The following is a 19,288-nucleotide window of genomic DNA, read 5'->3' as shown; positions in this document are numbered from 1 at the left end:
TTCAAATGATTGCCTTGCAAGCAAACCACAGGCTACAAGCCTGCGGGAGCAGGGGATGCTTCAGCTTCAACAAGTTGCAAAAAAACAATAACAACACATTGATAACAATTTAAGTTTTTGATAAGCAAGATACACTCCAATTCTCATTTCTAATAAAGATTGGAGTGTATCACAAAAAAATTAAAAAAGCATGATAATTAAATATAAAGATTACATACTACTATTCTTGCTATTAGTGTCGTTTTGCAATTGTACCGGGAAGAAAAACACACAAATTGAAGTTTGTAATACATGTGAAGTAATAAGCCTAAATTCTTCATCGGAAAAAGGACTTACCGACATGTTTGACTCAATCAACATTATTCCTTTAGAAACTACTGAAGAATCACTGATAGGACTAGATATAAACAAATTGGAAGTATACGGTAATCGTATATATGTATTGAATGAATCTTATTCTCACAAAAATATATTATGTTTCTCCCCTCAAGGTAAATTCTTATTCAGAATAGATCGGATTGGTAATGGACCAGGAGAATATATAGATTTATTCGATTTTTTTGTTGACAAAAGTCGGAATCAGCTCCTCCTATTGAATGAAAATAACATGGTATCTTATTATGACTTAGATGGTAATTTTCTATACTCTAAAAAGAAACCGGAAGATACTTATACCCGACAACTTGTTTACACAAACGATTCGACCTATTTTGGATACAATGATGCTGAGACATCGCCTGAAGGAAACAACCTATTTAATTTCGAGGCTCAGAACTTTGCTGTCAGAACTGTATCGAATGAACTGAAAGAACCTTTAGGAGATTTAGCAACTCGCCCACTGGCTATTTATAACGAGAATATATGGTTCTATAATAATACAGATGAGATTATTTACAATATAACAAACTTAAATACTCTCGAAAAAGTCTATTTATTGAATATAAATAAAGAAACAAGAAAAATAAAACGACATATAATCTACAGGAACATTGCAAATAGTGATGAGAAAATGGAGGTATTTCTGAATGAATTTTATAAAAACGAAAAGATAAAAATAATAAATTCATTTTACATAAACGAAAAGTGGATAGTATTCACATTTATAAACTCAAAATCAAACAGAAGTATCTGTAAAACAGCACTTTTTTACAACAAAGACAAACAAGAAACAACTTATTCTCCGGATATTGATGTTTTCAACGCTTTCAATTTATCTGATTGCGAAATAATAGGTAGTGACGATAATGGGTATTTATATATACTACTGCGAATGGATTTGGCAGATGAAAACAGAATGAAGAAAATACAAAAAAGCAATCTTTCCGAAAAAGACATTTTCCTAAATGTAAAAACGGATGATAATCCGATATTACTAAAAGTAAAATAATAGACTTATGAAAAAAATAATAATTTTATTATGCTGTATTCTTTTCTTAATATATTGTAGAAATACAAAAAGTAATGAATACAGCAAATTTCATCAAAAACTATTAAGTATTTTAGTTGAAGTACCTGAACAGGAAAAAAATCATCTTGTACTTTATCTATCAGAAGGGATGTGTGCTGATTGCATAAGCAAAGAACTACAAAATATACAAGAGCATACCGAAGCAACTAAAAATTTAATCATAATTGGTGCTTTTCAAAATCAACGACACTTTCTTTCGACCATAAATATAATAAAATCAGATTTTACTAAAATACATATTTTAATAGATAAGACAAATAAATCAGACGCTATTTACGAAAATCAAGAGCTACAATATCTTATTTATGACAGTAAGAACAAAAAAATTATAAGTTGGTTTTATCCAATCTCACAAGACAAAAATCGTACTATTAAATACTTCAAAGAACTTAATATGAAATAGAAGTTGTAAATTTATAGAAAAAACAAAATTGAGTTTTAATAACAGACAAATTGCTTTCCATATTTGCTCTTGCAAACTTGGAAGCACTGGCCCCGCTGCCGCGAAGTTGTACTTCGTGGTTTGCTCGGTAAAAGAGCAAGGTATTNTTTCAAATGATTGCCTTGCAAGCAAACCACAGGCTACAAGCCTGCGGGAGCAGGGGGACTAGCTACAAATGTTATATGACTGGAATTCAATCACATTCATGTTTTTGTATGTAAAAATAAAAAACTTATTTATAAACAAATAATATAGAATAACTCTAATACGGAATACAGAATATAAATACAAAAAAAATATATTCTGTGTTCCTAATAATTCCAATAAATCAGAATGAAAAAATATATATTTCTATTAATAGTTGTGATGGTTTTTGTTAACTGTCAAGAAAAACAAAAACCATCTTCTAGTAATATTTCTGTAGACATTGAGCAAAGAGATAAAGTGTCAGTATTCGACATCTTCAATAAAATTGAAATTATTCCTTTGGAAACTAACGATTCGTCATTAATAATCGAAATAGATAAACTAATACCATACTACAATAGATTTTATCTATTTGATTATAAAATGCAGAAAGTATCGGTTTTTGATGATACCGGCAAATTCTTATTCAATGTCGGAAATAAGGGAGGAGGACCAGATGAGTACTTTCATATATCAGATTTCGATATTCACTATCAGAAATTATCACTTGTATCACCCGTTGACGGCAATTTGATTTCCTATGATTTAGAAGGAGGTTTTCTTGAAAGATATCGCCTCCCGGACACACAGAGTTCTTTTAAATGCTTGAAGTATATAAATAACGACACTATCGCTTTTTGGACTTTTGATTACAATAACCGACTAAAACTTTATTCACAGCTCAACAAAGAATTTGTTAAGGAGACCATGCCCGAAGAAGATAATATCTTCAATTCTTTTTCAACTGCAGTATTCCCTTACAATAATTATCTAGCTAGAACGATAGATAATAAAGTTTATGAGATAACCCTTCAGGGAGATGTCGTAGTGGCTTATGAATGGGACTTTGGAAAGCTAAACAATAGAGTGAAAAAACTAAAAGTACCGGATTTGAGTTCGCATGAAAAGAAAATAGAATATGTAAAAAAAATACATGCATCAGAAGTCATTAATTATATTTTTAGTGAAGAAGGAGGAAATTCAGAATACGTTTACACACAATTGAGTCGAAAGAATAAGCTAATCAATATTTTTTACAATAAAAAAAGTAAGGAAAACTATGTTTTTGAAGAAACGTCGGAAAAAGCTAAAATATTTCCAATGTATTGGGCTGAAGACTATATGATAGGGATTTGTCCGGATATTGAGAATCTAACATTGGACAACATATTGCCTGATACGATTTTGGATGAAGTAAACCGGATAAAGAAAAACAGCTGGGAAGAATTAGATAATCCTCTCCTTATCAAATATTATTTTAAAAAATAAATCAATTCAATATTATTCATGAAGAAATACACATTTTTAATTAGCATACTACTTCTGGCAATATGCTTTATTGCTTGCAAAAAGAAAAATCCACAACGCGAGGAAACCAAAAAAACAATAACCGAATGGATGGGAAAAACGATTGTTTTTCCTAATGATGTGTCATGTACATATTTATTACAAGATAATGTTACAGACGACAATTGCGTTACAGATAAGCCTTTTAAAATTTTCTTATACGTCGATTCAGTAGGCTGTACTAGTTGTAAACTACGGCTTTTCGATTGGAAGAGCGTTATTAACGACGCTGACACCCTGCTTCCCGGTCAGGTAGATTTCGTGTTCTATTTCCATCCAAAAAACATAAAAGAACTGACACTTCTTTTGAAGCGCGACCGTTTTGAATACCCCATCTACCTCGATCTGGAAGACAAAATAAACAAGCTAAATGATTTTCCGAAAAACTCAAACTACCATTGCTTTTTGCTCGATGCAGACAACAGAGTGCTTTCCATCGGCAATCCATTGCTAAATCCTAATATATGGAATCTATATAAACAGGTTATAAGCGGAAAAATCGAGCCTGAAAAAAAGAACAGCAATACTATAGTAACTACAGATAAGTACGATATAGAAATAAGCAAATTGGTAGTAGGTATGAAGTAGGAATTTGTATTTACGCTCAAAAATAATCAGGTCAATTGGGTGCCCCCCGCTGCCGCGAAGTTGTACTTCGTGGTTTGCTCGGTAAAAGAGCAAGGTATTTCAAATGATTGCCTGGCAAGCAAACCACAGGCTACAAGCCTGCGGGAGCAGGGAAAAAAGAAAATTTCATATGAAAAAGAAAATAATCATCGCAACCGCTGTATTTGCATTTGCACTGGTTGCAGCATTTAATGTGAATCTGAATCTGAAAAAAGAAAGTAATCTTTCGGTTATTGCTTTAGCCAATCTGGAAGCGTTGGCTGGGGAGAGCAATAGTGGAGGAAGTACTACTAGTGGAGAAAGTGGTAGTGGCCACAGATGTAGTATTTCATTAGAATGCAGTGGTACTCCAAAAGTCACTATCAGTTGTAGTGGGGACAAAAAATGTGAACATGGAAAAGATATTATCAAAAGTTGGTATTCTGCATTAAATCAAACCCGGTACTGGGTTAAATGTGATGGAACTAAAACTTATTGTTAAATAGACAAAAGCATGTTAAGCACGTATTTATGTGCTTAACATGATTACAAAAACTATATTACTTATGAAAAAAACAACTTTATCACTATTATTACTAACTCTGTTACTTGGCTGCAAAAAAGATTCTTTTGAAGAGGTTAAAGTTAAATTACAGAAAATTGACGAAATTGAAGACTATCCGGACAGTTCCCTGTTTATAGGTGCAACAAGTATGTATTCTGCCAATGATAAAATATATATATTAGATAAATCGCGGGGAGACGTTGCCTCTTTTGACGAAAATTTTGAAGAGTTTAATGTCTTTGGTAAATTTGGCATGGGACCTGAAGAGTTAAATATACCTACTGGATTTTTTGTAACAAAAGATTCAGTATTTGTATTTGATCAAGGTGCAGGAGGTATCAAGTTATTTACCGATAGCAAGTATAATAAAACAATTAGAATTCCTGGAGGAAATTACCCCACCCGCTTCTTCTTGTATAATGATTTGATTTTCAGTACACATATTACAGAAAACACAAATTTTGTAATAGCCGACATCAACGATACTGATGCTGAAATTAAGCAGATAGGAGAACCATTTAAATTTCCTTCAACTTTTCAGACTATGATACGCAATCATAAACTTTTGTATCAATCCGACCTATTATTTTTTGCTGTTTCTGACAACCTTCCAATTATCCAAATATATGATCTGGAGAATTACTCGTTAATAGAAGAATTTGATTATTCAAATATTCCAACTGTTAAGCAAACACTGAATTTTATTAAAGAAAAAATTCCTCTGAATGAAAAGTCTTACACTGTTAGTATAAATGATGCATATCTACACAATAACGCTATTTTCATTTTGTGGGCTACCAGAGTTGATGGCTACAAAGTCAAAACGATATTCAAGTTCAACATAGAAGGTGAATCTCTTGTGTACAATAAGACTTATATATTACCCGGAGAGTATTACACTACATTTTGTGTGTCGGACAAATATATTTTCGCATATAACGAGGATAATCATACAATGGATAAGATAGAACTCCATTAAACTCGACTTTGAAAGCTGTTGTTACGCAAGTTATACATGGACGTATTATGTATATTTTATATCCGAACTATACTTCCGACCGCTTCGGAATAAGATGTGCAAAAGATACTAACGACTAAGTTTGTGAAAAATAAGAATAAGCTCTAAGTTCAAACTTAAAATATAAGACATGAATACAAAAAAATATATTATTGTATTATTCATTTTAGCATTGAGTGCTATTAGCTGTCATAAAAAGCCGGAAAAAGTATTTGAAGGAGAATTACATCAGATTAACACAACAGAAAAAAAAGACACTATAAATGGCATTGAAGTTTATATTGATGATATCTATACCGGATATATGTCTGCTTATGATTCAATGTTGTTTTTCTTATCATACAAATATCCTGATTATTTTATATACGCATTTGATAAAAATACAGGAAAGAAGATAGGTTCTTTTTGCAAATCGGGAAATGGACCGGATGAGTTTACATCGTTGTTTACTTTTGTAGAACAATACATAAGAGCAGGTGATGAAGTTAAGGTTTGGGTATACGACGCAGTTAAAAAAATTGCATTATTAAATATAACAAAATCAATAAAGGAAAAAACTTCTGTTTTTGACGACCAATTGAGTTTCAGCTGGTTCGAAAATCACATCCGCCCATGGTCGGTACTCTTTATGTTAAATAATGGGATTTTGATTGCAAAAAACCAATTAGAAAATAAATATGTAAATGGCGCTAATTATTTTCCAATAACATATTCTATATACGATATTTCGGAAAATGAAAAAATAAGAGAAATCCCAATTTACAATATCAATAACTTTGTCAAAAACAACAAAGAAGAAAGTATTCCAGAGATGTATTTTATCTCACAAGACCGGATTAAACCGGATGGTAAAAAAATAGTTTCTGCAATGGAAATGTTTTCACAAATAAACATATTAGATATTACGACAGGAAAGTTAACCGGATATAGCAGAAAAAATACTCCAAACATAAATGAGAGAGTGTTGGTGAATAAAATATACTATATTGATTTGTGCGTAGATGATGATTATATATTAGCATTATACTCTAACGTAGAACTTGATGAGTTTGGAACGAATTATCCCTTTTATACAAATGAAGTCCATGTTTATGATTGGAATGGGAACTTTAAGCAAACAATTATTTTAGACCGTAAATACAATCAAATAGCAATTGACCTTCAAACAAAGTTATTATATGCAAAAAGAAATGATGAAGACACTCTCTTTTCCTACGACATTAGTCACATATACTGAACAATTTTTTGCCGGCTCAAAGCTGGTGAGCATTGATACATTTAGTCAAAGAACATCGCGTTAAGCTTATTTTACGGACCTAATCTCTCTGACTTTTTTACTCAAAATAACATCTATTCATATGATTAAATTTCTCATAAACCGTCCTATAGCCGTATTCATGGCATTCACTGCCTGTTTTATTCTCGGAGTAATTACCTATCTGAACATTCCGGTATCGCTACTCCCTGACATTGCTATACCCGAAATATCAGTACACATTTCGGGCAAAGACTACTCAGCCCGCGAATTGGAAAATGTAGCAGTAAGCTCCATACGGGGACAGTTGTTACAAGTAGGACAATTACGCGATATCCATTCCGAAACCCGCGACGGGAACGCCGTGATACGATTATACTTTGAGTATGGCACAGATACCGATTTGGCATTCATCGAAGTGAACGAAAAAATTGATGCTACGATGGGGTACATTCCACGTGAAATAGACCGTCCACGTGTAGTAAAAGCCAGCGCCACAGATATTCCTGTTTTCAACCTAAACCTTACCTTACGTAACGAACAGTTTACCGAAAATGATTTTTTAGATTTGAGCCAATTTGCCGAAACCGTTATAAAACGCAGGATAGAACAATTGCCACAAGTATCGATGGTAGACATGACAGGAATAATGCACAAGCAAATACTTATTACACCCGACGAGAACAAGATACAAATAGCAGGTATAACCCTCTCAGATATTGAAACAGCTCTTTCTAACAATAACGTAGAACCCGGAAGCATGACGGTACGTGAAGGATATTACGAATACAATATCAAATTCTCGTCGGTTATGCGCACACTGGAAGACATGCAAAACATTTATCTGCATAAAAACGAAAAAATATATCAACTCAAGGATTTGGCTATAATAGAAATGCTTCCCGAAAAAGAAACGGGACTAAGTTTTTATAATGGTAAGCGTTCGGTAGTATTATCTGTAATCAAACAGTCCGACGAAAACATGGATAATCTGAAAACAGCATTAAACAAAGTCATTACGCACTTTGAATCCACTTACCCCAATATCGCATTTGACATATCGCAAAACCAAACCGAACTGCTTGACTACACCATTTCAAACCTGCAACAAAACCTGATACTGGCTTTCGTATTCATACTGATTGTATCAGCCCTATTTATGCACGACATACGTTCGCCACTGGTTATAGGCATCAGCATGTTTGTTTCATTAATTATCAGCCTACTGTTCTTTTACCTATTCAAGGTTTCACTAAATATCATTTCTCTCACAGGCTTGATATTAGCTTTGGGAATGATGATTGACAACTCGATTATTGTAACAGACAACATAAGCCAATACAGACAAAGCGGTTATCCTTTGGACGAAGCCTGCGTACGTGGAACCAATGAAGTAATAACTCCTATGCTCAGTTCAGTCCTTACCACCATATCAGTATTTGTTCCCCTTATATTTTTGAGTGGCATTGCTGGTGCTTTATTCTTCGACCAAGCCTTTTCTGTAGCAGTAGGCCTGCTTGTATCCTACATAACAGGTATTATCCTGCTGCCAGTATTATATAAATTAATATATTCACTAAAACCACTCGGTAAGGGACAAAAAAACAAGCAACACACTATCAGCATACAAAAGCAAAAAACACCCGTACACGAGAGAGCCTATCATGCCTGTATCAATTGGATATTCAGCCATAAAGCGCTGACTGTTATAATGATTGTAGCCATATTCCCGCTTTGTGCATGGCTATTCCATATAATAAAAAAAGAAAAGATGCCCGAACTCAGCCAAAATGAACTGATTGTGACTATCGACTGGAATCAGAACATTCATTTGGATGAAAACAAACAACGCATTCTTAATCTTCTCGATACGTTAAACACACAAGTAACAGAAAGTTCAATATTAATTGGGCAACAACAATTTCTACTGAATAGAGAACACAACAAGGGTGTCTCCGAATCAGAAATATATCTGAAAACACAAGATTACAAGAGCATTGACAAACTGAAACAGACGGTCGAGAATTATTTCAAACACCACTACCCGCTTGCCATCATCTCGTTTTCTCCGGCAATGACGGTATTCGAGCAGATATTCAACACTGCCGAAGCCAATCTTACGGCAGAGTATTATATTCGCAATCGGGAGTTAAATCTTACTCCCCAACTTATACACGACATGCAACATTGCATTTACAACAATACCGGAGAATTTCCGACAAGTATCTCTTTTCAGGAACAGTTAAACCTGAGTATCGATAAGCAAAAACTGATGTTGTATGGTGTTTCGCAGAACGACGTATATCAAACCGTAAAAACAAGTTTCAGAGAAAACAAATTTTCAGTCCTCCGCTCGTACCAACAATACCTGCCAATAGTATTAGGAGGAAAAGAAAAAGAGCTGAATGATATTATCAACAACTCCTTTGTGCATACTGCCGGCAGCAGCAACGGGAAACGAAATACTGCTCCACTGAGTACCTTCGTCAACCTATACTCAGCCCAAGATATGAAAACCATCGTTGCCGGCAAAAACGGCGAATATATTCCATTTCATTTTCATGAAACTCAACAGCCTGAAAAAATCATTGGCAAAGTAAAAGAAACGATGCTAAACGACACAAACTGGGATGTCGGTTTTTCAGGAAGTTTTTTCTCAAACCGTAAAATGCTGAACGAATTACTAGTCATCTTGCTTATTTCCATATTACTTATGTATTTCATCTTAGCAGCACAGTTCGAAAGTTTCGTACAACCATTTATCGTTTTACTTGAAATACCGGTAGATATAGCTGCCGCATTAGGGTTGCTTATTATATTAGGACATAGCCTGAACCTGATGTCGGCAATCGGTATTATCGTTACTTGCGGCATTGTTATCAACGACAGCATTCTGAAAATAGATATTATGAATCAGCTTCGCAAAGATGGGCTTCCGCTAATGCAGGCAATACACGAGGCAGGGCGACGACGACTGAACGCAATCTTGATGACCAGCCTTACAACTATAGTTTGTATGCTCCCGTTGCTATTCAGTCACGACATGGGTTCGGAACTGGAGAAGCCCTTAGCTATTGCAACAATTGGCGGTATGGTGATAGGCACACTGGTAAGTTTGTTTGTAGTACCGTTGTTTTACTGGTGGATTTACAAAGAAAAAAACAACTGATATTAAAACGATGGAAGTAAAAGGGCGGAACGTGTTGTCTCCCGACCAAAGAAGCACAATGCTCCGCCCCGAGCTTCCTCCCAAAAAAGAAAGGAGGCGACCGACAAAGATACAGACTAATTATTGAAAACCGGCGGGGTTTTAACTTCTGTTGAAATGACACACACAGAGTTACAATTAATTAAGAATTAAATTTTAATGAAAAAAGAAAATAATCATCGCAACCGCTGTATTTGCATTTGCACTGGTTGCAGCATTTAATGTGAATCTGAATCTAAAAAAAGAAAGTAATCTTTCGGTTATTGCCTTAGCAAACTTGGAAGCACTGGCTGGCGAGAGTAACGGTGGAGGAAGTACGGGAGGTGAAGAATTTACAACTACTTGCCCTAATCCAGCAGAACGCTATGGAAACTGTAGAGAACAATTCTTGGAAGAAAAAAAGCAGATTGGGGAGGGAGAATACAGACCGCGACTTGTGTAAAATCTCAATTTCCTACATCTCGCTGTACACGAATTTTAGAATGGACTAAAACCTACTGGTTTTAAACACTTATCATTATAGCCTCTGTCGGAGGCTATAATGACACTTTCAAATTCCGTAGCAACCAAATTTAATACTATATTGATATGCGCAGTTTTATTATAACTATTACAACTATATTTATTCTTTTTACAGGCGGCTGTAAGAAGAAACGAATACTCGAAAATAACGCAGGTAATAGTCACTTTGTTGACTTAAGTTCAGCAAAAGAGATTTCGTTATTTGATATTTTTTCTGAAATTGAAATTATTCCTTTGGAGACAACAAATGAGTCTATCATGAATGATCATAAATTGAAAATAATCCCTCATGACGATTATTTTTACATAATGGATAAAAAACAAAATAGCCTCTTTATATTTGAGACTACAGGAAAATTTATAAAAAAAATATGTAAAACTGGTGAGGGTCCCGGTGAATATATTGTTCTTGAAGATTTTAACATTAATCGTTTTACAGGTAATTTAGAACTATTTTCCACGGAGGGTAGAATACATATTTATGATGTATTAGGAGATAATTTTATAGAAACAATTTATCTTCCACTTGCTTATGTGACTTATTTTGAAAACTTGGATGAAAATATATATATATTTTACTCAAGTATGCAACATGAGGGAAGTAAGTTCGATTTTTATTCAAAAAAAGAGGATATGATATTAAACTTATTAAAAGAAGATTATAATTTTCCTGAACATTTCAGAGGCTCCCCTATTATCTCCCATTCTCAATCGCCTTTCTATATTTATAATAATCAGTTATATTTCAGTCAGGTGTTTGATGGAAGTATTCTTTCATTTGATATGGAAAATAAAAAAATCAATTTTTGTCATCAATGGGATTTTGGCACACATACTTTTAATCTTTCATACATTAATAAGAATTTTTCTGCATCAGAACAATTTGATTATTTAGATAATGAAGGACGAAAATATGCAACAATATTTTCACCTACTTTTGAAAACAGCAAATATCTGAAAACAAGTTTTAACTTTAACAGAAGACCTTATACTATATTCTATGATAAAGAGGAACAAAATATCCAACTAATAAATAAATTTAAAGAAAGACTTTATTGCTTTGGTGACTATATGGATGAAGAATATGTTTACAGTATTTATCCAATTCAATATTTACCTTATATTTCGGAGACTAATTTTCATAAAAACAACAAGAAAAAACTTGATTTATTTAGTGAAGATGATAATCCTTTTATATTGCGATATAAATTCAAATAAATTTTCCCCCGCTGCCGCGAAGTTGTACTTCGTGGTTTGCTCGGTAAAAGAGCAAGGTTTTTCAAATGATTGCCTTGCAAGCAAACCACAGGCTACAAGCCTGCGGGAGCAGGGGCACTGGTTGCAGCATTTAATGTGAATCTGAATCTGAAAAAAATTACATACTACTGTTCCTGCTATTAGTGTCGTTTTGCAATTGTGCCGGGAAAAAAAATTTAGCCCCGAAAAAACACATATAAATTTACAACAAAAAAGAAGAAAGAATATGACCAATAAATTTTATTTTCTATTAACTTTCAGCGTTCTGGCACAATTTTCAATTGCCCAATCAGTAAAACTAAGCTTGGCCGAAAGTATCAATATCGCATCAGATAGCTCTTTACAAGCCTTCAGCGCAAAAAACCTATATCAGGCTCAATATTGGGAATTTCGTTCGTATAAAGCAGCCCGTTTACCCTCGCTATCGCTACGTACGACTCCAATACGTTACAACCGTGATTTCGTAAGCCGTTACGACTCCGAACAAAATATTGACATATACCGTCGCCAACAAACCCTGTTTTCTTACGGCAACCTATCGCTTAGTCAAAACCTCGATTTCACAGGAGGTACGTTTTATGTCGATTCAGAATTAGGATATTTGCAAAACTTTGGAGAAAATACATACTCCCAATTCACCACTGTCCCCATACGCATTGGTTATTCACAATCATTATTCGGATTCAACAACTTTAAATGGGAACGTAAAATAGAACCTCTTAAATTTGAGAAAGCCAAGCGACAATTTCTCTACTCGCGCGAAGAAATATCAGAAACAACAATCCATCACTTTTTTAACCTAGCAATGGCGCAGATGGAGTATGACTTGGCTTTGGAAAACGTAGCCTCTACCGACACCCTCTATAAAATAGGAAACGAACGGTATAAAATAGCCTCTATCTCGCAAGGCGACCTACTAACCCTGAAACTGGATGCAGTAAATGCTAAAAACACCCTGAAAAATGCGGAAATAAACCTATCGCGTGCCATGTTCAGCTTTGTGTCTTTTCTGAACATGAAAAATGGAGTGAAAATTGAATTAAAACTACCCGAACGCCCTTCCAGATTGATTGTATCCATAGAAGACGCACTGCAATGCGCAAAAGACAATAATCCTGATTATCTGACATACCGGCAAGAACTATTAGAAGCCGAGCGTGAAGTGGAACGAACCCGAAAAAGCTCGAATTTCGATGCAAGCATCTCTGCCAGTATTGGCTTCAACCAAGTAGCCCCCACATTTTCCGAAGCATACCGCAATTCATTGCAACAAGACGTGGCACATATCAGCCTCACGATACCAATAATAGACTGGGGAGTTCGCAAAGGGCGCGCCAACATGGCCAAAAACAATCTGAACATACGTAAACTATCAGTTCAGCAAAAAACCGCAGGTTTGGAAGAAGATATTATTATGACTGTCAACGATTTTAATATACAACAAGATCTTATTTCGAGTGCCGAAGAAGCTATGGAACTAGCCACGCTGGCTTACAACAGTACCCGCCAAAGGTTCATCATCGGAAAGGCCGACATAAACAGCCTCACACTTTCGTTGAACCGCTTGAATAGCGCTCAGCGGAACTATATAAGTGCTTTAAGAAACTATTGGCAAAGCTATTATAAGCTGAGGAAACTTACTCTGTTTGATTTTGATAAAAGCGTAACGCTTTCGTACGAGTTCGACAAATTGATGAACCTGAAGCATTAAGCAAAACAATCGCTCTTTTCGCTACAATAAGTTATCCGCCAGAAATACATCCGGCTCAACCATAAAACATAAATATGAAAGTTTCTTCTTTTAAAATAATACTACTTTTCGTTTGCCTGGCAATAATCGGACTAGCTTTTTTACCTTCATTACCAGTTAAGCTATCGCCATCGCAAAATTTGCCACAAGTAAACGTTTCATTCGGAATGTACGGAGCTTCGCCCATTGTAGTCGAAATGGAAGTTACCTCCAAGCTGGAGGCTATGTTTAGCAGAATGAAAGGTATACGAAAAATAAATTCATCTTCGTGGAGTGGCGGAGGGCGCATCACCATTGAGCTAGACAAACATACAGACCCCGATGCTGCACGTTTTGAGGCAGCTACCATCATTCGACAAACTTGGCCGCAACTACCGTCTAATGTCAGCTATCCATACGTTTCGCTATCGCGTTCAGACAATAACTCACGTCGTCCATTTCTTAGCTACACACTGGTCGCTCCACTAAAAAGCATTGACATACAGCAATTTGCAGAAGGAACAATAAAGCCCAAATTATCGCCTATCAAAGGTATTTACCAAGTAAATGTAAGTGGTGCCAAACCAATGGAATGGCAGTTTGAGTATGATTACAAACAATTGGAAGTGCTAGGTATTTCTACCAACGACATACAATCGGCATTAAGCAGCCTGACAAAAAAAGAATCACTAGGTATGGCAACAACCATAGAAAAAAGTTCGGGAAAAAAGCAAAGAACCCGGGTTTCCTTTGCTGCCGGGCAGCAAGATATCAGTGAAGAAACACTCCGGACATTAGACATAAAGAAAACTGACGGACGGATAATTCATTTAGGTGATGTTGTAAAAATAAAGCGTATTGAATCCGAACCAAGTAGCTATTACCGGATTAATGGACTAAATACCATATACGTCTCCCTGATTGCCGACGAACAGGCGAATCAGCTCGACCTCGGCAATAAAGTAAAAAAGGTAATAGAGCAAATGCAAAAAGATTTTCCTAAAGGATTCGATATGCAGCTCACCTACGATGCTACAGAATATATAACCGGAGAGATGAACAAAATATATTTCCGTACCGGGCTAACTGTACTCATTCTGCTATTATTCGTATTTGTTATCTACAGAGACTTCAAATACATTATTCTAGTAATCAGCTCATTGACTATCAACATTGCAATCGCATTTATATTCTATTACCTGTTTCGCCTCGAGATTCAGCTCTACTCATTGGCCGGCATCACCATTTCTTTGACTTTGATTATAGACAATACCATAGTCATGTCCGACCAAATAATCCATCGTGGCAACAAAAAAGCCTTTCTTGCCATTCTAGCGGCAACATTAACTACCATAGGCTCACTTTCGGTTATTTTATTTCTGGACGAACGAATCCGCTTGAACCTGAAAGATTTTGCAGCAGTTATCATGATAAATCTTTCTATCTCATTACTTACATCGCTGTTTCTGGTACCGGCACTTATTGAGAAACTAAAAATAAAAAAATACGAACAAAAAAAGAAAAGTATTTTGTTGTCTCCGAAAAAAATTTTTCCCACATATAAAAAGAAACAATGGTTGGTTTATTTCAATCATATATATGCCACAATATCAGCTTTCCTTTGGCGATGGAAAACGGCAGTAGTCATACTAATCATTGTTGCTTTTGGCTTGCCTGTATTTTTACTGCCAGACAAAATTGAACCGGAAAACAACTTAACCCGTATTTATAATAAAACTCTTGGCTCGGATACATATAAAGAAAAAATAAAACCACATGTCAACAATATATTAGGAGGCACATGGCGGCTGTTTGCCCAGAAAGTTTACAACGGCTCCTATTGGGGAGGGCGCGAAGAAGAAACAATGCTTAATGTTACAGCCAGCCTACCGCACGGTTCTACACTCGAACAAATGAATGTTCTAATTCAGCGAATGGAATCGTATATCGCCCAGTTTTCAGAAATACGACAGTTTGAAACCCATATTATGAGCGCAAACAGAGCAAGCATCGGTATCCGTTTTACAAAAGAGAATCAAAAAAACAGTTTCCCGTATCAACTAAAATCCAAACTGATAAGCAAATCGATAGAACTTGGAGGAGGCAGTTGGACAGTATATGGTGTAGGCGACGGATTCAATAACGACGTGAAAGAACAAGCCGGATCGTACCGGGTAGAAATGTTTGGTTTCAACTACGATGAATTATACGTACATGCCGAAAACTTCAGAAAAAAACTATTGGAACACCGAAGAATAAAGAATGTAGATATAAAATCGGATTTCAGCTGGTTTAAAGAAGATTATCAGGAATTTCGTTTCGATCTGAAAAAAGACCGGATGGCAAAAGAAAACATTCAGCCCTACCAACTTTATGCATTGATAAAACCTTTTTTTGAAAAAAGGATACAAGCCGGGAACATCCTGTACGAAACACAAAGCGAACAACTTATACTGAAAGCAAAACAATCGGCAGAGTACAATTTGTGGGATTTAAATCATATACCTATACAAATCGGCGAAAAAACATTTAAACTGAGCGACTTGGCAAGTATAGAAAAATATCAGGCGCCGCAAAATATATCAAAAGAAAACCAACAGTACCGACTTTGCATCCAGTACGAATATATAGGCGCTTATGAACAAGGAAGACGAGTATTGAAACGAAACATAGAAGAAATACAAAAAACACTGCCGGTGGGTTACACTATCAAAGCCGAAGAACACGGCTGGGGGGGCTGGGGAAAAGCCGACAATAAGCAGTATTGGCTTCTGGCACTTGTATTTATCATTATTTATTTCTGCTCCAGTATTCTGTTCAACTCTTTTAAGCAACCACTATACGTTATATTTGTAATACCTATATCCTTTATCGGATTGTTTCTTACATTTTATCTGTTCAAGTTGAATTTCGACCAAGGAGGATTCGCAGCATTTATTCTGCTGGCAGGCATCACTGTGAATACCAACATCTACATTATCAACGAATACAATAACATTGTAAAAAGCCGTAACATAAAACCAATAAAAGCCTATTTAAAAGCATGGAATGCCAAGGTACGCCCAATATCTTTAACCATCGTTTCTACTATTTTAGGATTCATCCCATTCATCGTAAGTTATAAAGAAGGATTTTGGTTTCCGCTTGCTGCCGGTACAATCGGAGGACTAATAATGTCTTTCATAGCCACTTTTTTGTTTTTACCACTATTTATGGGATTAGCATCTGATAAAAATAAAACGGCTCCTCTTCAAACCAATTTGTAAATACCTTAGAGGTTGTTTAAATTTTACTCGCAAGATAAATTTTGGGAATTTTTTAGGGAAATTTTGACTTCATTTTACGATTTTAGCGGGCTAAATGAGTAAAATGAGAGGTGAAAATTTTCAAAAAAGGACATAATTTATTGCGAAAAAGACATATGTAAAACTATAACTGTTTCTTTGTGAAAAATTTAAACAACCTCTTAAAAAAAGCTGAAGCATATATCTAACCTAATGTATAATAATTCATTCCGAAAGAATATCTATCATACTATGCTCCTGAATATTTGCGTAGTTAAGGCTCTGTACCACTTCTCCATCTTTCAGAACCAGCACCAACGGCATCCTCCCGTTAGTGATTTCAAGAAAACGGGCGGGTTCAATAAAATACACTTGTGAATAATCGAGTTTTGTTTCTTCCCTGAATTTTTGGTAACGCTCATTTTTACCCCAAAGTATTCCTGTCAGGTTCATCTCCAAGTCAGGATTATTCTGACGGATAAGGTATAGTTTTTTTGCAGCCAGCTCGCAATATCGGCAACCCACCCCAAAAAAGCAAAGTATATTTACCCCTGAGCTTAAATCCTGAGAAACAGCATCTTCATCCATCAACAATTCCGTCAAAGCATCCTCGTTAAATTCAGTATTCCTCTGCGAACCAAACCAATTGTCAGGAGGTAAAACAACAAATATGCTCAAAAACAAAACGACCGAAAGTAATATGGTTAGCAATTTTTTTCGGCCGAAATTAAAAGCCTCAACGTTTTTAGCAGCAATCAGAATGATGATGAGAAGAATATTTTTGATGAGAGAAGGGAGAGGATTAATCTCGATAAGGTCGCCAAAACAATGACAGTTATCCTCGTTACCATAAAAAAACAAAACGTACAACAGAAAAAGTGAAAACACAAGCAAAAGCAGGAGCGAACAAATACGAAAAAAACGAGGATAAAAGTTCAACAACAGCCCTACACCCAGCACAAGCTCTGCCCCTACAAAACAACGGGCTGCAAATGCCGACAAACTTAATCCTACAAAATCGAAACTATAAATATAAAGCTCGAACGCATCTATTGAGATTATCTTCAAAACTGCCGAAACAATAAATACAATCCCTATCAGTGCATTTAAGCCGTACTGTACATATTGTTTCTTCATAACAATCTCATTTTTATAAAAAAACTGCCCGATTAAATCGGGCAGTAATAATTTTATTTACATTTTAATTCGGCAGTTATACCTAAAATAGTTGATGATTCGTTCATGTCAGAACATTTCCCTTTTTCTTTATCTACTATAGTTGATGCTATTTCTTCTCCAGCAACATAAGATTTACAAGTACATTCTTTTTTACAAGAAGAGAAAGCGCCTACGCATGCTATTACAGCGATTGTTAAAAAAACTTTTTTCATTTTTTTTATATTTTAAATTAAACATGATATTTTTACAAAAATAAATATATATTTGTTTTTAACCCAAAATTAACAAAAGTATTCTTTTAGTGGAAAGCTACTCTTCAAGAAGGTCGGGTCTCAACAGTCTGGTACGCTCCAGCGACTGCTGATGAAGCCACTCATCTATCTTAGCCTGATGGCCTGACAGTAGGATTTCGGGGACTTTCCAGCCCTTATAGTCGGCAGGGCGGGTATATACAGGAGGAGCCAACAGATTGTCCTGAAAAGAGTCGGACAGTGCCGAAGTTTCATCGCCAATAGCTCCGGGTATGAGGCGCACAATGGCATCGGCCATCATGGCGGCAGGGAGCTCTCCACCCGTAAGTACAAAATCGCCAATGGATATTTCTTTTGTAATCAGGTGCTCGCGGATGCGGTGGTCTACCCCCTTGTAATGTCCGCAAAGGATAATGATGTTGCGGTATAACGAGAAACGGTTTGCTATTTTCTGGTTGAATGTCTCCCCATCGGGCGATGTATATATTACCTCGTCGTACTCTCTCTCGCTTTTCAGTTGCGATATAACCCTGTCTACAGGTTCAATTTGCAGCACCATCCCTGCCCCAAAGCCAAACGCATAATCATCAATGTGACGGTGCTTATCTGTGGAATAATCTCTCAGATTATGTACATACATTTCTACCAGCCCTTTATCTTTAGCCCTTTTCACAATAGAAAAATTCAACGGACTCTCCAACAACTCAGGAACGGCTGAAATAAAATCAATACGCATAATAAATTATTTTTATGCAAAGGTACAAATTAAACAATTACTAGGGTAACCGCATCAAAATTACATTTTAATCATCAAATTCATCAGATATCATTCTTTCGTTTCTCGCTCTCAAAGTCCCTCTCTTTGAGAAAGGGATTTAGTGAGAGTTCTGATATTCTCATTCCTTTATTCCTTTGTCCTCGAGCCGGACAGGCTCTTCCTTTTTCCTATAGCTGAAAAAGGAAGCAAAAAA

15 protein-coding genes are annotated in these 19,288 nt (G+C 35.6%); 12 read left to right on the top strand and 3 right to left on the bottom strand.

The features are described 5' to 3' along the window. Positions 1-190 precede the first annotated feature (190 nt). From D0T49_RS05570 to D0T49_RS05515, 12 genes are all read left to right on the top strand, one after another. Complete coding sequence (locus D0T49_RS05570) at positions 191-1,387, top strand: 6-bladed beta-propeller (RefSeq protein WP_163629603.1); 1,197 nt, start codon at positions 191-193, stop codon at positions 1,385-1,387. Positions 1,388-1,394: 7 nt separating this feature from the next. Continuing rightward, positions 1,395-1,871: a hypothetical protein gene (locus D0T49_RS05565; RefSeq protein ID WP_163629602.1), complete on the top strand. Its 477-nt coding sequence runs from the start codon at positions 1,395-1,397 to the stop codon at positions 1,869-1,871. Between the two features lie 372 nt (positions 1,872-2,243). Then, on the top strand, positions 2,244-3,365 hold the full coding sequence (locus D0T49_RS05560) for a 6-bladed beta-propeller (protein ID WP_163629601.1): 1,122 nt from the start codon (positions 2,244-2,246) through the stop codon (positions 3,363-3,365). A gap of 18 nt (positions 3,366-3,383) precedes the next feature. After that, positions 3,384-4,031, top strand: a complete 648-nt coding sequence (locus tag D0T49_RS05555; RefSeq protein WP_163629600.1) for a hypothetical protein — start codon at positions 3,384-3,386, stop codon at positions 4,029-4,031. Positions 4,032-4,134: 103 nt separating this feature from the next. Next, the gene (locus D0T49_RS05550) at positions 4,135-4,551 is read left to right on the top strand and encodes an NVEALA domain-containing protein (protein ID WP_239057010.1); all 417 of its coding nucleotides are present in this window, start codon (positions 4,135-4,137) and stop codon (positions 4,549-4,551) included. Positions 4,552-4,615: 64 nt separating this feature from the next. Continuing rightward, the gene (locus tag D0T49_RS05545; protein WP_163629599.1) at positions 4,616-5,593 is read left to right on the top strand and encodes a hypothetical protein; all 978 of its coding nucleotides are present in this window, start codon (positions 4,616-4,618) and stop codon (positions 5,591-5,593) included. 169 nt (positions 5,594-5,762) lie between these two features. Continuing rightward, entirely contained in the window at positions 5,763-6,869 is a 1,107-nt protein-coding gene (locus D0T49_RS05540; protein WP_163629598.1) for a hypothetical protein, read from the top strand. Between the two features lie 121 nt (positions 6,870-6,990). After that, complete coding sequence (locus D0T49_RS05535) at positions 6,991-10,056, top strand: efflux RND transporter permease subunit (protein WP_163629597.1); 3,066 nt, start codon at positions 6,991-6,993, stop codon at positions 10,054-10,056. 211 nt (positions 10,057-10,267) lie between these two features. Continuing rightward, on the top strand, positions 10,268-10,537 hold the full coding sequence (locus D0T49_RS05530; RefSeq protein ID WP_163629606.1) for an NVEALA domain-containing protein: 270 nt from the start codon (positions 10,268-10,270) through the stop codon (positions 10,535-10,537). Positions 10,538-10,683: 146 nt separating this feature from the next. After that, positions 10,684-11,835 carry a 6-bladed beta-propeller gene (locus D0T49_RS05525; protein WP_163629596.1) on the top strand — a complete coding sequence of 384 codons (1,152 nt, stop codon included), beginning with the start codon at positions 10,684-10,686 and terminating at the stop codon, positions 11,833-11,835. Positions 11,836-12,100: 265 nt separating this feature from the next. Continuing rightward, positions 12,101-13,585 (top strand): TolC family protein, encoded by a 1,485-nt coding sequence (locus D0T49_RS05520; RefSeq protein WP_163629595.1) that lies wholly within the window; start codon positions 12,101-12,103, stop codon positions 13,583-13,585. Positions 13,586-13,659: 74 nt separating this feature from the next. Next, complete coding sequence (locus tag D0T49_RS05515; protein WP_163629594.1) at positions 13,660-16,869, top strand: efflux RND transporter permease subunit; 3,210 nt, start codon at positions 13,660-13,662, stop codon at positions 16,867-16,869. Between the two features lie 243 nt (positions 16,870-17,112). Here D0T49_RS05515 and D0T49_RS05510 read toward each other — a convergent pair whose 3' ends face one another. The 3 genes from D0T49_RS05510 to trmD form a co-directional block, all read right to left on the bottom strand. Further along, positions 17,113-18,024: a MauE/DoxX family redox-associated membrane protein gene (locus D0T49_RS05510; RefSeq protein WP_163629593.1), complete on the bottom strand. Its 912-nt coding sequence runs from the start codon at positions 18,022-18,024 to the stop codon at positions 17,113-17,115. A gap of 53 nt (positions 18,025-18,077) precedes the next feature. Beyond that, positions 18,078-18,278 (bottom strand): hypothetical protein, encoded by a 201-nt coding sequence (locus D0T49_RS05505; protein WP_163629592.1) that lies wholly within the window; start codon positions 18,276-18,278, stop codon positions 18,078-18,080. Between the two features lie 97 nt (positions 18,279-18,375). After that, on the bottom strand, positions 18,376-19,053 hold the full coding sequence (gene trmD / locus D0T49_RS05500; protein ID WP_163629591.1) for a tRNA (guanosine(37)-N1)-methyltransferase TrmD: 678 nt from the start codon (positions 19,051-19,053) through the stop codon (positions 18,376-18,378). Positions 19,054-19,288: the final 235 nt, after the last annotated feature.

Source organism: Paludibacter sp. 221, assembly GCF_010501035.1.
GTDB lineage: Bacteria > Bacteroidota > Bacteroidia > Bacteroidales > Paludibacteraceae > QVMH01.
The sequence above is the reverse complement of the archived record's forward strand: the minus strand, read 5'-3'. Positions and strand labels throughout refer to the sequence as shown.